The sequence below is a fragment of the Mesorhizobium sp. 113-1-2 genome (assembly GCF_016756475.1).
Classification (GTDB): Bacteria; Pseudomonadota; Alphaproteobacteria; order Rhizobiales; family Rhizobiaceae; genus Mesorhizobium; species Mesorhizobium loti_C.
Map to the genome: position 1 here is coordinate 3147188 of NZ_AP023242.1, position 12578 is coordinate 3159765.

General features: G+C 63.9%; 14 protein-coding genes. 7 read left to right on the forward strand and 7 right to left on the reverse strand.

Annotated features, from left to right (window positions below; genetic code table 11):
* Positions 1–11 precede the first annotated feature (11 nt).
* From JN279_RS15115 to JN279_RS15135, 5 genes are all read right to left on the reverse strand, one after another.
* On the reverse strand, positions 12–2000 hold the full coding sequence (locus JN279_RS15115) for a glycoside hydrolase family 127 protein (RefSeq protein WP_202353192.1): 1989 nt from the start codon (positions 1998–2000) through the stop codon (positions 12–14).
* Between the two features lie 52 nt (positions 2001–2052).
* Complete coding sequence (locus JN279_RS15120; protein WP_202353193.1) at positions 2053–2910, reverse strand: carbohydrate ABC transporter permease; 858 nt, start codon at positions 2908–2910, stop codon at positions 2053–2055.
* The gene (locus JN279_RS15125; protein ID WP_202353194.1) at positions 2910–3839 is read right to left on the reverse strand and encodes a carbohydrate ABC transporter permease; all 930 of its coding nucleotides are present in this window, start codon (positions 3837–3839) and stop codon (positions 2910–2912) included. The genes JN279_RS15120 and JN279_RS15125 overlap by 1 nt, the downstream gene beginning before the upstream one ends.
* A gap of 230 nt (positions 3840–4069) precedes the next feature.
* The gene (locus JN279_RS15130) at positions 4070–5317 is read right to left on the reverse strand and encodes an ABC transporter substrate-binding protein (RefSeq protein ID WP_202353195.1); all 1248 of its coding nucleotides are present in this window, start codon (positions 5315–5317) and stop codon (positions 4070–4072) included.
* A gap of 64 nt (positions 5318–5381) precedes the next feature.
* Positions 5382–6425 carry a LacI family DNA-binding transcriptional regulator gene (locus JN279_RS15135; RefSeq protein WP_202353196.1) on the reverse strand — a complete coding sequence of 348 codons (1044 nt, stop codon included), beginning with the start codon at positions 6423–6425 and terminating at the stop codon, positions 5382–5384.
* Between the two features lie 269 nt (positions 6426–6694).
* Between JN279_RS15135 and JN279_RS15140 the strand changes: the two genes are divergently transcribed.
* The 4 genes from JN279_RS15140 (at position 6695) to JN279_RS15155 (ending at position 9054) form a co-directional block, all read left to right on the forward strand.
* Positions 6695–7750, forward strand: a complete 1056-nt coding sequence (locus JN279_RS15140; RefSeq protein WP_202353197.1) for a diguanylate cyclase domain-containing protein — start codon at positions 6695–6697, stop codon at positions 7748–7750.
* 615 nt (positions 7751–8365) lie between these two features.
* Positions 8366–8572 (forward strand): hypothetical protein, encoded by a 207-nt coding sequence (locus tag JN279_RS15145; RefSeq protein ID WP_096448586.1) that lies wholly within the window; start codon positions 8366–8368, stop codon positions 8570–8572.
* A gap of 5 nt (positions 8573–8577) precedes the next feature.
* A complete protein-coding gene (locus JN279_RS15150; protein WP_096448584.1) occupies positions 8578–8769 on the forward strand; it encodes a hypothetical protein in 192 nt (63 codons plus the stop codon).
* A gap of 63 nt (positions 8770–8832) precedes the next feature.
* Entirely contained in the window at positions 8833–9054 is a 222-nt protein-coding gene (locus tag JN279_RS15155; protein ID WP_096448582.1) for a DUF6500 family protein, read from the forward strand.
* Between the two features lie 67 nt (positions 9055–9121).
* On the opposite strand, the gene JN279_RS15160 is transcribed toward JN279_RS15155, so the two are convergent.
* Positions 9122–9388 (reverse strand): DUF1488 domain-containing protein, encoded by a 267-nt coding sequence (locus tag JN279_RS15160; protein WP_096448580.1) that lies wholly within the window; start codon positions 9386–9388, stop codon positions 9122–9124.
* The gene (locus tag JN279_RS15165; RefSeq protein ID WP_095200470.1) at positions 9385–9639 is read right to left on the reverse strand and encodes a hypothetical protein; all 255 of its coding nucleotides are present in this window, start codon (positions 9637–9639) and stop codon (positions 9385–9387) included. Before JN279_RS15165 ends, JN279_RS15160 begins: the two co-directional genes overlap by 4 nt.
* Before the next feature lie 247 nt (positions 9640–9886).
* On the opposite strand from JN279_RS15165, the gene JN279_RS15170 reads away from it, so the two are divergent.
* The 3 genes from JN279_RS15170 (at position 9887) to JN279_RS15180 (ending at position 12321) form a co-directional block, all read left to right on the forward strand.
* On the forward strand, positions 9887–10237 hold the full coding sequence (locus JN279_RS15170; protein ID WP_096448578.1) for a co-chaperone GroES: 351 nt from the start codon (positions 9887–9889) through the stop codon (positions 10235–10237).
* Positions 10238–10328: 91 nt separating this feature from the next.
* Positions 10329–11960: a chaperonin GroEL gene (gene groL, locus JN279_RS15175; RefSeq protein ID WP_202353198.1), complete on the forward strand. Its 1632-nt coding sequence runs from the start codon at positions 10329–10331 to the stop codon at positions 11958–11960.
* Between the two features lie 202 nt (positions 11961–12162).
* Positions 12163–12321, forward strand: coding sequence for a hypothetical protein (locus JN279_RS15180; protein ID WP_202353199.1), 159 nt, complete (start codon positions 12163–12165; stop codon positions 12319–12321).
* Positions 12322–12578 lie beyond the last annotated feature (257 nt).

Genomic DNA, 12578 nt, shown 5'->3' on the forward strand with positions numbered 1-12578 from the left:
GAGAGGCGACCTCAACCGTCGCGCAGCCACACCAGCATCTCGCCGGGCTCCCGATTGTCCCAGGCGTAATAGGGGATGGCGGTCAGGCGCGTTTCGACGCTGGCCGGCGGTTCGGAGCGGTAGAGCCCATCCTGCCAGCCGTCGCCGGCATCGGCCCGCGCCGTGGCCGAAAGCGTCACCACGCCGCCCAGCAGCCCGGGCGCCTCATGCGCCTCGATGCCTGCGGTGCGCGGCAGCGTCAGGCGATGCAGCCGGCTGTCATTGTCCGACGCCTCGACGCAGTAGATCAGCGGCCCGCGCGACAGCGCGACGCGGCCGGCATCCTGCCGGACCTCGGGATTGGCGTAGAGTCGCTCGATCGGCATTTCGAGGTCGAGCCGGACGCGGTCACCTTTTTTCCAGACGCGCCGGATCGCGGCATAGCCGTCGCTGGTCATGTCTTCGAGGTCGACCGCCTCGCCATTGACCTGGAGCGTCGCACTGCCGCTCCATGCCGGGATGCGCAGATGCAGCGTGAAGTCCACCGGCGCTTGCGGTTCGACCGAGATCTCGACGGCGCCGTCCCAGGGATAGCGGCTCGCCTGCTTCAGGCTCACCGGCGTGCCCGCTATGTCGAAGCGAGCGGTGGAGTCGCCATAGAGATGCACGGCCAGCGCGTCGTCCGCCAGGCTGTAGAAGTAGCTGCCGATCGAGGCGACCATGCGCCCGACATTGGGCGGGCAGCAGGGGCAGCGGTGCCATTTCCATCGGTTGTGCCGGCCCCGGCTTTCCAGCGGGTTTTCGTAGAAGAACAGCGAACCGTCGAGCGACAGGCCGGAGATCGAGCCATTGTAGAGCGCGCGCTCCATCATGTCGGCGTAGCGGGCGTTCGGCCCCATGCCGAGCATGCGGCTCGCCCAGAACACCAGGCCGACGGCGGCGCAGGTCTCGGCATAGGCGCTCTCATTGGGCAGGTCGTAGTCGCTGGTAAAACCTTCATTGTGCGCCGACGGGCCGAGCCCGCCGGTGATGTAGAGGTTTTTCGTGGTGAGGTCGTCCCACAGCCGGTCGAGCGCGACGCGCAGCGTGTCGTCGCCATATTCGGTGGCGATGTCGGCCATGCCCGAATAGAGGTACATGGCCCGCACCGCGTGGCCGACGACCTTGTCCTGCTCGCGCACCGGCCGGTGCGACTGATTGTATTCATAGGTCTTGAAATGATAGGCCCTGGGGTCGGCGCCACGGGCACGCGCCTCCTCGTCGAAATAATGCGGTTGTTGGCCGCGCTGGTCGATGAAGTATTTCGCCAGCTCCATGTATTTCCGCTCGCCGGTCACCCGCGCCAGCTTGACCAGCGCCAGCTCGATCTCCTCATGGCCGCAATAGCCTTTCTTCTTGCCGGGCTCGGGCCCCAGCACCGAGGCGATGTGGTCGGCATAGCGGCACATGATATCCAGCAGCTTGCGCTTGCCCGTCGCCTGGTAGTAGGCGACCGCGCCTTCGATCAGGTGGCCGGCGCAATAGAGCTCGTGGCAGTCGCGCAGGTTTGTCCAACGCTTGCCTGGCTGGATGCGCTGGTACCAGCTGGAGAGATAGCCGTCCTCCTGCTGCAGCCTGCCATACATGTCGATGACGGCGTCGATCTTCTTCTCCAGCTCCGGGTTCTTGCGCCGGTAGAGCGAATAGGCCGCGGTCTCGATGGTCTTGCCGAGATCGGAATCCCAAAACATCTGCGTCGTCACCGTCGAGCCGGTGAATTCCGCGCCCTGGCGGTCGGCTTCATCGGGCGAGGGCGAGTGGAAGGGAATGACGACGCCGGGCGAGGGGCGGTCCGGATCGATCTGCTCCAGCATGCGTGCTTCGACGCAGCGCTCATAGAGGATGTCGGCGGTGCGGGTGGCCACCGCATCGGCGCGGTCGCCCCAGAAACCATGCACGTCGACCTGCGGCACCGGCAGTGGCCGAAAGGCGAGCCTGGGCTTGGCCGTCGTGGCGGGGCGGGGGGATGGCGATGCGGTCATGAACTCACTCCATTATTCTATCGATGGGTTGACGGCCTCGGCCGTCAGGCGATTACTTGACGGCCCCGGCCATCAGGCCGCGGATGTAGAAGCGCTGCAAAGCGAGGAACAGGATCAGGCACGGCACCATCATCACGGTGACGCCCGCCTGCACGGCGCCCCAGTCGATGGCGCCGAAGCGGCCCGACTGCAGTGCCGTCATCATCACCGGCAGCGTGAATTTCGACTGGTCGGTCATCAGCACCAGGGCGGCGAGGAACTCGTTCCAGGCGCCGAGGAAGGCGAACAGCGCGATGGTGACGACGCCCGGCCAGACCAGCGGCAGCATCACCTTTAGAAGCATGGTGGCGTTACCGGCGCCGTCCATGCGCGCGGCTTCCTCGATCTCGCGCGGCACGGCGTCGAAGGCGTTGCGCATCATGAAGATCGAGAACGGCAATTGCAGCGTCACATAGACGCCGACCAGGCCGGTCAGCGTGTTGTGCAGGCCAAGCTTGGTCAGCACCAGGAAGATCGGCGTCAGGATCGACTGGAACGGGATCATGATCGTCGACAGGATGAGGACGAAGAACAGGTCCTTGAACGGAAAGCGGAAGCGCGAAAAGCCGTAGCCGGCGAGCACGCTGACGATGACCGACAGCAGAACGGTCATCACCGAGACATAGATGCTGTTCTGCGCCGAGGCCCACAGTCCGTCGCCGAAGGAGTTCAGCGTGGCATAGTTTTCCAGCGAGAAGCCCGTGGTCGGCCATGGCGGCAGCGGCGGCAGGCGCGCCTCCGCCGCCGGTTTGAAGGCGGACAGCGCCGTCCATACGATCGGCGCGACGAACAGTATCGAGGCAATGATGCCGGTGGAGTGTCTGGCGAGGCGCGCGGCGAGCTTGCCCCTGGCTGATATCGCCTGCGCCATCAGTCTAGCCCCTCGGGCTTGCGCAGCAGCCACAGCTGGATGAGGCTGAGCGCCACCAGGATGACCAGCAGCACCATCGAGAGTGCCGCGCCATAGCCGAGCTTGAACGAGACGAAGGACTGGTTGAAGATCCAGTAGACCGCCGTCAGTGTCTGGTTGCGCGGGCCGCCGCGCAGGATGATGTAGAACTGGTCGAAGGCAAGGATCGAGCCGGCGACCGACAGGATCAACGCCAGCGCCAGCGTGCGGCGCATCAGCGGTAGCGTGATCGCCCGGAACCTTGCGAACGGCCCGGCGCCGTCGATGACGGCGGCTTCCTGCAAATCCTGCGGGATCGATTGCAGGCCGGTCATCAGGATGATCATGGTGAAGCCGGCGACCTTCCACACCACCATGGCGATGATCGACCAGAAGGCCGGCTGGAAGGTGGCGAGCAGGTTGAACTTCTTGTCGATCAGGCCAAGGTCGTAGGCGGCCGGGCTGAACAGGCCGGAATCGACGTTGAGCAGCCAGGACCAGAGCAGGCTCGCCGAGGCGAAGCCGACCACCGCCGGCATGAAGAAGAAGGTGCGGTAGAGGTTGGTCAGCGGCCGCGGTTTTTCGATGAAGATCGCCAGCGGAAAGGCGATGGCGAAGATCGCGATGGTGACGATCACCGTGTAGTAGCCGGTGAATTTGAGCGCGTTCCAGAACCGGGTGTCGCGCAGGATGGCGACATAATTGTCGAGGCCGATGAAGGAATGTTCGCCCATCAGCGGCCAGTTGTGCAGCGACATCCAGGCCGTCATGCCGAGCGGGATGACGAAGAACACCATGACCAGCGCCACCGCGGGTGCGACATAGAGCAGGCCGATCCACTGCCGGCGCCCGGCGCCGACGAGTTTTCGAACGCGGGGCGGGGCGGTGGTGGTTGCGATGGTGGTGGTCATGGCTTGCCTGTACTTGCGTCGCATCCAGTTGGCCGCCCTACCTCCCCCTTGTGGGGAGGTCGGACCGCAGGTCCGGGTGGGGGGCTGGCGCAGACCCCCACCCCGCTGCTTCGCAGCGACTTGCCGGGGCGAGCCGCGGGTCTCGCCCGTCCTACGGACCCCAAAAGGGGGAGGGTAAAGCGCGCCGGCCACCCGCCCAGGGAGAGAGGCGGGCGGCCGGCAGGCGGCCGCTACTTCTGCGGCGCCTGGTCGATGATCGACTGCATGGTCTCCTGCGCATTCGCTATCGCGCCGTCGACATCGTCGCCGAAGAAGACCTCGTTGACCATCTGCGTCCACGGGCCGTTGGCGGAGTTGATCAGGTCGTTGAACACCACCGAATAGGGCGTCTTGCCCTTGGCCATGGCTTCGGCGGCGATCTGGTAGCGCGGGTCGAGTTCCCTGAGCGCATCCTTGGCGATATCGCCGCGCACCGGCAGGCTGCCATATTTGGCAAGGATGGTCTGGCCTTCCAGCGAATAGGCGAAGTCCAGGAACTCCTTCACCACGGCGAGCTTCTTGGTGCCTTTGGTGACGACGAAATTGTCGCCGCCGGCAAAGGATGACCAGCCGCCGTCCTTGCCCGGCAGGAAGGTGACGCCGTAATCGACATTGGGATACTGGGTGTTGAGCGCGCCGATGGCGAAGGCGCCGGAGGGCGAGATGCCGATATTGCCGGCGGCGAAGGCCGCGAAGAAGTTGGCGCCGGTGTCGGTCTGCGCGCCTGCCGGCACCAGGTCCTTCTTGACCATCGAGCGGTAGAGATCGATGGCGCCGCGCAATTGCGGGCTGTCCAGCGTCGCCTTGGAGCCGTCTTCCGAGAGGATATCGCCGCCCGAGGCCCAGATCAGCGGCGTGAAGGTGAAGATGTTGCAGCCGCCGCAATTGCCGGAGAAGTAGAAGCCCTTGATGTTGCCGCCAAGCGCGTTGACCTTCTCGGCATCGGCGGCGATTTCGGCCCAGTTGGTGGGACCTTTTTCAGGGTCGAGACCGGCCTGCTTGAACAGTTTCTTGTTCCAGATCAGCACCGAGGCGTCGGCCGAGAAGGGCAGGCCGTAAATGTGGTCCTTGTAGGTGCCGGTCTTGACATGCGCCGGCGACAGGCTGGCGAAATAGGGCAGGGACTTGGCCCAGTCGGTGATGTCCTCCAACTGGCCGGCGGCGGCGAAGGACGGCGTGTAGATCAGGTCGAGCGACAGCGCGTCGGGCGCCGTGCCGCCGGCGGCGGCCGCGCCATATTTCGGGATGATCTCGGCATTGGGGATGATGTCGAGCTTGATCTGGTTCTTGTGCGCCTTGTTGTAGGCGTCGACGATGCGCGGCATGAAATTCGAGCCGTCGGCGCGCACCCAGATGTTGGCGGTGTCGGCGGCGGCGGCACCGAGACCGCTGCCCAGAACGGCAGTGGCCAGGGCCAGTTTGGCAATCAGCTTCCTCATGTTTTCCTCCTCCAAGGTTGGCCGCTGTGCGCGGCTTGGCGCCGATCACGCGGCGCTTTCGTTTTCAGCCGTCCGGTGAGCGGCCACAGGACTGACGCACCACCAGCCGGCACGGCAGTTTTCGAATGCCCGGCGCGGCGGGCTGGCCGCCGACCAGGGAAAGCAGGGTCAGCCCGGCCTCGCGGCCGAGGGCGACCAGGTTCATGTCGACCGAGGTCAGCGGCGGGCGCGTGGCTTCGGCGACGATCTCCCAATTGTCGAAACCGATGACGCCGACATCGCCGGGAACGTTGAGGCCGCACTCGCGCAGGGCATCGATGACGCCGCGTGCGATCTGGTCGTTGCCGCAGAAGACGGCGTCCGGCCTCTCGCGCTTGCCGTCGAAAAGGATCGCCACCGCCTCATGCCCCCAGGCTTCCGACCAGGAGCCGAGCAGCGGCTCGGTGACCGGCAGGCCGTTTTCGGCGAGCACGTCGCGATAGGCCTGGGCGCGGGCATGCACCACGGCAAAGCTCGCCGGCCCGCTGACATGGGCGATGCGCCTGCGGCCAAGCCGGCAGAAATGTTCCACCGCCAGCCGCGCGCCGCCGGCATCGTCCGAGACGAAGGCGACGGCGTCGGGGTCGGGCTGGGTGAAGGCGTAGATCACCGGGATGCGCAGGTTGGCGAGATCGACGGGCAGATGGCGGTCGATGCGTTTTCCCGTGGCGATGATGCCGTCGACGCGCTTGTCGAGCATGGCCTCGACATGCAGCTGGCCGAGCCGCGGATCCTCCTCGACATTGCACAGGAACACCGAGACGCCATTGTCGACCAGCGCGTCCGAAATGCCAGACATCAGCGGCAGCGAGAAGCGGCCATAAGTATCGTTGGTGAGCAGGCCGACAGTGAAGGAACGGCGCCTCAGCAGGCTCTGCGCCAGGCTGTTGGGGCGGAAGCCGAGGCTGCGCGCCGTCTCGCGGATGCGCTCGCGCGTCTCGGCGGTCATGCGTCCCTGGTCGTTGAGCGCCTTCGAGGCGGTGGCGACACTGACGCCGGCCCGCGCCGCCACGTCACGCAAGGTGACGGGCTTGGGAAAGACCGGAACAGGCTGATCGTCCGCTGCCATCGCGCAAGGGAATCCTGAGTTGGGAAAAGGTTTTCTCTTACAGGCCGGAACAAGGCCCGGCCAATGGCCGAGCCCGATCGAAACTGTTTGGAAAAACCTTTTCTCAAGTCAGGTTAGGCCAGATTGGGGGAGTGTTCAAGGGGAAAGTGGAGAGGGTCAAGCCAAGCGATTTACGGGGTGGATTGTCCCTCTCCCGGCAAAGCCAGGTCGCCGTCAGCGAAGTCTTAAGGGCTTTCGCGTCATGGTGGTCGCCCGCCAGGAGTCCCGCCATGCCCGATACCTCTTACGCCCCGAAAGGCCCGGCACAGCCCGGCAAGCGGGCGGGGCATCAGAGCGCCGACGAACGGCACCGCAATGCCACCATCGGCAAGCTCAAGGCGGAACTTGCCGCGCAGGCCGCACTGATCGCCGGCCAAGAGGTTGCGCTGGCGCACAGCCGCAAGATTTTCGACCGCGCCTCGGTCGCCGCGCGCATCGGCGTGTGGGAATGCAGCCTGCCCGGCGAACAGCTGCACTGGACCGATGTGGTCTATGATCTGTTCGACCTGCCCCGCGGCGCCACGCTCGACCGCAGCGAAATCATCAAGTGCTATCCGCAGGAGTCGCGCAAGGCGCTGGACAGTTTGCGCAGCCGCGCGATCGCCGAGCGCAGCGGCTTCACCCTCGACGCCGAGATCACCACCTTCGCCGGCCACAGCCGCTGGATCCGCATCACCGCGACCGTCGAGTGCGAGGAAGGTGTGCCGGTGCGCATCTTCGGCATGAAGCAGGACATCACCGAGGAAAAGATCCTGTCGGACCGGATGCGCTATCTTGCCGAATTCGACACCATGACCGGGCTTGCCAACCGCGCCCGCTTCCAGGCGCGGCTGGCGCAGGCGGATGCCAGCCGCCCAATCGGCGCGCTGCTGTTGATTGATCTCGACGGCTTCAAGGCGGTCAACGATACGTTCGGCCACGTCGTCGGCGACGAGTGCCTGAAGGCGGCGGCCGAGCGCCTCGCCGAAGGTTGCGGCGAGGCGGACCTGGTGGCGCGCGTTGGCGGCGACGAGTTCGCGGTGCTGCTCGGGCAGCATTTCGACCGGGCTGCCGTCTCCGGCGTGGCGCGCGAGATCGTCGAGAGGATGGGCAAGCCGGTTGCGGTGCGTGGCCAGTCGCTGCGGCTCGGCGCCTCGGTCGGCATTGCCTTTGCCGGGGCGGGTGCGCCGTGCGACCTCTTCGCGCAGGCCGACACCGCGCTCTATGCCGCCAAGGCGGCAGGGCGCAACACGTTCCGCATCTTCAAGGCGGAAGCCGGGGCGAAGGGCCGCAGTGCTGCGGCGTAAAGCTGTAGACTTTCAGGAATGTCGGAGCGGCTTCCCGGGCTGAATTTTTTGAGAACAAAGAGTTAAGGCTGAGAGTTGATGTTTTACATCACCTGTCGGGGTCATGGCTTGCCGGTCACCTGTTGCCCGCGCGGATCGGCGTTTCAACTCCCGTGGCGCCGCGCGTTCCTTTGGGTTTCGGTGGCGCAGTGGCTGCCGAACAGCGTTGCCGCGACGACGCTAAGCGGCATTTCGCAAAGTGCCGACAGAAGAACCGTCGGGCTTAACTTTTCCGCAAGCATTTCCCCGTTAGTTCGGTTGCAATGGCCTCGTGGCGGAGCGGCTACGCTGGAGACGGCAAATCTCTGAAGCCTCGGTTCGATCCCGAGGCGAGGCCTCCACAAATCATATAGCTGAGAATCTGCGCCGGACCTTCGACAGCGAAGGCGACGACCTGCCGACTTTCATCTCTGGCGGCGTGGGCCGGGAGATCTCGGCGCCATCGTCCCGGGCGGCGTAGGGCCAACGTTAAAGCTGCCTATTTGTATTTGGCATGCAGGGCGCTCGCGAAAAGAGTGCTATGGCAGGGCGCGAGCATGCTCGCTCCGATTTTTCCCGACATTCGAGGTCATTTTCGTGCGTGAACCGTCGCCGCTGCCGGCCTTTGGAAAACTTGGCGCCAAGGCATCCGTCGCCGTCGTGGCGGCGCCCGTCGCTTCGGCGGGCATCGTGCCGCGCTTGCGCGGGCTTCTTGCCACGCATGGCGGCATGGCGCTGAAGCTGTCGGTGATCGCCTGGACGATGATGGTCCTGGGTGCGGTGTTTTTCATGATGCAGGGCTGAGGACCATGGCAAACCGCTATGCGCTGCGTATGGATTTGCCCCAGAGCTGGGCCATCATCGATGTCTTCACCGGCCAGCCCGTCGAGGTCAGGCAAAGAGTGATGGTCGGCATGACCCCGCGCGACGCCAACGCCATGCTCGATCAGATGAATGTCCGCGACATCAAGCGCCGGGAGAGGGCGGAGCGCAAGGGCTGAACGTTCCGGCTTCCGGCTCAAAGGGTGGGCTAAGACCCGCCGAAACAAAACCAGAGGATTCCCGTGAGAGCGAGCCTGAGGCAAAAGATACTGGAGGTTTGCGACCGCAAGATCTCCGAAAAAGGGCCCGCCGTCGGCGTGTCGTTCTACGCGTTCTTCGCCAACAGGAATGACGACCCCGAACTGCTGATGGAAGCAGCGGAATGGTGGATCAGAACCCACCGCCTCGATCATTTCGAAAAGGCCGCGAAGATACGCACGATGATCGAGGGCATGGAACTTTAATCTTTGTTTCTATGCATGTCGTTATCTCAAAACCGGGGTCACTTTTGAGCGACATGCATTGGGCTGATCAGCCGAAGTCAGCGGCCGTGAGCACATACATGCTCTTGCGGGTGCGGTCGTAGGCCTTCGACGCCACGCCGCGGATGACGCTGCTCTCGGTGTCGAATGTCGCGAGGTAACCTGCCTCGTTGGCCGCGGTTGCCGGCTGCATCCGGGTCATCACGTCGGCGGCGACCGAGAAGGAGATCTGGAACATGCCGTCATGGCCGACGAAACGGATGCGCTTGCCGGCTTCGTCATAGCTGCGGCTGCGGTTGGGGAATGTCAGGCTCATGTCTTGACCTCCGTTGTGGCGGCCTTCTTGGTCGCCCGCTTCTTCTTCGGCGTCGGGTTCAAGGCTTCGGCGACACGGTCGGCCTCTTCCTTGGCCAGCCGCAAAATCCTGAGCTTCGCCGTTTTGATCTCCCTGGCCTTCGCTTCGGACATGTATTCGGCGGTTGCCTTGTTTTTCTCCGCCGTCTTCTTCTGCTTGTCGACGAAGCGGGCTTCAGCTTTTTCCATGATCGTCTGATTGCCGTCGGCCATCGAACAAATCTCCCTTGCGTTTGAAATCGTGAAAGTGAACTTGTCCGATAAATAGGCGCTTGATCGGCAAAATTCAATTTTTTGAATTATTTATGCCATTCGCGATATCACGAAATCGCCGGTCGAAATAATACTTTTCAATATTTCATCGGGTCCGCGAATAAATTTTGGCACTCCTATCTATCGAGTGCCAAAGCGCCTATATGGGGGAAGCGGCCGCCTAAGCTGGCCCCAGAAAGAAGTTTTCATGAAGTTTCGGCCACTCCACGACCGCGTCGTCATCCGGCGCGCCGAAGGCGATATCAAATCCAAGGGCGGCATCATCATTCCCGACAATGCCAAGGAAAAGCCGCAGCAAGGCGAAGTCATCGCCGTCGGCCCCGGCGCACGCGACGAAAACGGCGCGCTTGTGCCGCTCGACGTCAAAGCCGGCGACCTGATCCTGTTCGGCAAATGGTCGGGCACCGAGGTCAAGATCGATGGCGAGGACCTGCTGATCATGAAGGAAGCCGATATTATGGGTGTCATCGACAAGAGCGAGGCAGCAACCGAGAAGACTGTCGCCGCCAAGACCGTAGCCGCCAAGAAGGCTGCCTGATCAGCGTGCAGCGTGTCCTTAGGGACACGCAAGGACGCTCAGAGACCGATCATGGAGGCTCTGCCTTCCTCAACCGAACTGGATAAAAATCATGTCTGCCAAGGAAATCAAATTCGCCACCGACGCGCGTGACCGCATGCTGCGCGGCGTCGAGATCCTCACCAATGCGGTGAAGGTCACGCTCGGCCCCAAGGGCCGCAACGTCATCATCGACAAGGCCTATGGCGCGCCGCGCATCACCAAGGACGGCGTCACCGTCGCCAAGGAGATCGAGCTTGCGGACAAGTTCGAGAACATGGGCGCGCAGATGGTGCGCGAAGTGGCCTCGAAGACCAACGACCTTGCCGGTGACGGCACCACCACCGCCACGGTGCTGGCCGCCTCGATCCTGCGCGAAGGCGCCAAGCTGGTTGCCGCCGGCATGAACCCGATGGACTTGAAGCGCGGCATCGACCAGGCGGTCGCCGCCGTCGTCGTCGAAATCAAGTCGAAAGCCAAGAAGGTCAAGTCGTCGGCCGAGATCGCCCAGGTCGGCACCATTGCCGCCAATGGCGACGCAACCGTCGGCGAGATGATCGCCAAGGCGATGGACAAGGTCGGCAATGACGGCGTCATCACCGTCGAGGAAGCCAAGACCGCCGAAACCGAACTCGACGTCGTCGAAGGCATGCAGTTCGACCGCGGCTATCTCAGCCCGTATTTCGTCACCAATGCCGACAAGATGCGCGTCGAACTGGAAGAGCCCTACGTGCTCATCCACGAGAAGAAGCTCGGCAACCTGCAGGCGATGCTGCCGATCCTCGAAGCGGTGGTGCAGAGCGGCAGGCCGCTCTTGATCATCTCGGAAGACGTCGAAGGCGAGGCCCTGGCCACGCTGGTCGTCAACAAATTGCGTGGCGGCCTCAAGGTCGCGGCCGTCAAGGCGCCTGGCTTCGGCGATCGCCGCAAGGCGATGCTGGAAGACATTGCGGTGCTGACCGCTGGCCAGATGATTTCCGAGGATCTCGGCATCAAGCTTGAAAACGTCACCATCGAGATGCTCGGCCGCGCCAAGCGCGTGCTGATCGAGAAGGACACCACGACGATCATCGACGGCGCCGGCACCAAGGCGACCATCCAGGCGCGCGTCGCCCAGATCAAGGGCCAGATCGAGGAGACGACCTCCGACTACGACAAGGAAAAGCTGCAGGAGCGGCTGGCCAAGCTGTCGGGCGGCGTTGCCGTCATCCGCGTCGGCGGCGTCACCGAGTCGGAAGTCAAGGAAAAGAAGGACCGCATCGACGACGCGCTGAATGCAACGCGCGCGGCGGTCGAGGAAGGCATCGTGCCCGGCGGCGGCGTGGCTTTGCTGCGCGCCCGGTCGGCGCTTGCCGGCCTCAACGGCGCCAATGACGATGTCACCGCCGGCATTTCGATCGTGTTGCGTGCGCTCGAAGCGCCGATCCGCCAGATCGCCGAGAATTCCGGCGTTGAAGGCTCGATCGTCGTCGGCAAGCTCACCGACAGCAAGGATCACAATCAGGGCTTTGACGCCCAGAACGAGACCTATGTCGACATGATCAAGGCCGGCATCGTCGACCCGGCGAAAGTGGTGCGCACCGCGCTGCAGGACGCCGGTTCGATCGCCGCCCTGTTGATCACCGCCGAAGCGATGATCACCGACATTCCGGCCAAGGATGCCGCACCTGCGGGTGGCGGCGGTGGTGGCATGGGCGGCTACTAACGATTCAGGTGAGGCCGGCCTGCAAACGGCGGTTTCCTGCGCTTCCGGTGCTCACGTACCCAAAAGTACGCTCCGCTCCGGTTCTCGGAAACCACCGTTTTCGACTCGGCCTGACCTGAATCCCCTACGCCGGCTCTAAGTACCGGAACTACCGCCGGGGATTTCTCCCGGCGCATAGGCCTCTAGCCCAGGAGACGGATCCATGATCACGTTCGTGCAGAAGCCAGAGACGGTCGTCACGACCGAAAAAACCGAGGAAAGCCGCTTCGACCGCATCCGCAGGATTGCCGCCGACAAGCACAAGAAATCGGATTCCGATACGGCAACGTCACCAAAGAGTGAGCCCAAACGCCCGATGTAGGGTGGTTGGCGGCGCCCCGATCAGGGCGCAACCTCCGATCGCCGGAAGCAGGCGGTGGCGTGATCGTTGACGATACCGACGGCCTGCATCCATCCTGCCTCTCCGTCACCCGATACCGTGGCGAACCGGCGCAACAGTCCAGTCCACCCGTGCACTGATCGATCACCGCGTGCGCCGGCGCATGGCCCGTCTCGATCATGATGCCGCTAGCCTTGCGGCCGCCCTCGGCGCGCCTGATCGAATCAGCCAGAAGATGC

Bases quoted from the DNA above. Each gene is read 5' to 3' on its own strand.
- JN279_RS15115 (WP_202353192.1), bottom strand. From the start codon at position 2,000: ATGACCGCATCGCCATCCCCCCGCCCCGCCACGACGGCCAAGCCCAGG.
- JN279_RS15120 (WP_202353193.1), bottom strand. From the start codon at position 2,910: ATGGCGCAGGCGATATCAGCCAGGGGCAAGCTCGCCGCGCGCCTCGCC.
- JN279_RS15125 (WP_202353194.1), bottom strand. From the start codon at position 3,839: ATGACCACCACCATCGCAACCACCACCGCCCCGCCCCGCGTTCGAAAA.
- JN279_RS15130 (WP_202353195.1), bottom strand. From the start codon at position 5,317: ATGAGGAAGCTGATTGCCAAACTGGCCCTGGCCACTGCCGTTCTGGGC.
- JN279_RS15135 (WP_202353196.1), bottom strand. From the start codon at position 6,425: ATGGCAGCGGACGATCAGCCTGTTCCGGTCTTTCCCAAGCCCGTCACC.
- JN279_RS15140 (WP_202353197.1), top strand. From the start codon at position 6,695: ATGCCCGATACCTCTTACGCCCCGAAAGGCCCGGCACAGCCCGGCAAG.
- JN279_RS15150 (WP_096448584.1), top strand. From the start codon at position 8,578: ATGGCAAACCGCTATGCGCTGCGTATGGATTTGCCCCAGAGCTGGGCC.
- JN279_RS15160 (WP_096448580.1), bottom strand. From the start codon at position 9,388: ATGAGCCTGACATTCCCCAACCGCAGCCGCAGCTATGACGAAGCCGGC.
- JN279_RS15165 (WP_095200470.1), bottom strand. From the start codon at position 9,639: ATGGCCGACGGCAATCAGACGATCATGGAAAAAGCTGAAGCCCGCTTC.
- JN279_RS15170 (WP_096448578.1), top strand. From the start codon at position 9,887: ATGAAGTTTCGGCCACTCCACGACCGCGTCGTCATCCGGCGCGCCGAA.
- groL (WP_202353198.1), top strand. From the start codon at position 10,329: ATGTCTGCCAAGGAAATCAAATTCGCCACCGACGCGCGTGACCGCATG.
- JN279_RS15180 (WP_202353199.1), top strand. From the start codon at position 12,163: ATGATCACGTTCGTGCAGAAGCCAGAGACGGTCGTCACGACCGAAAAA.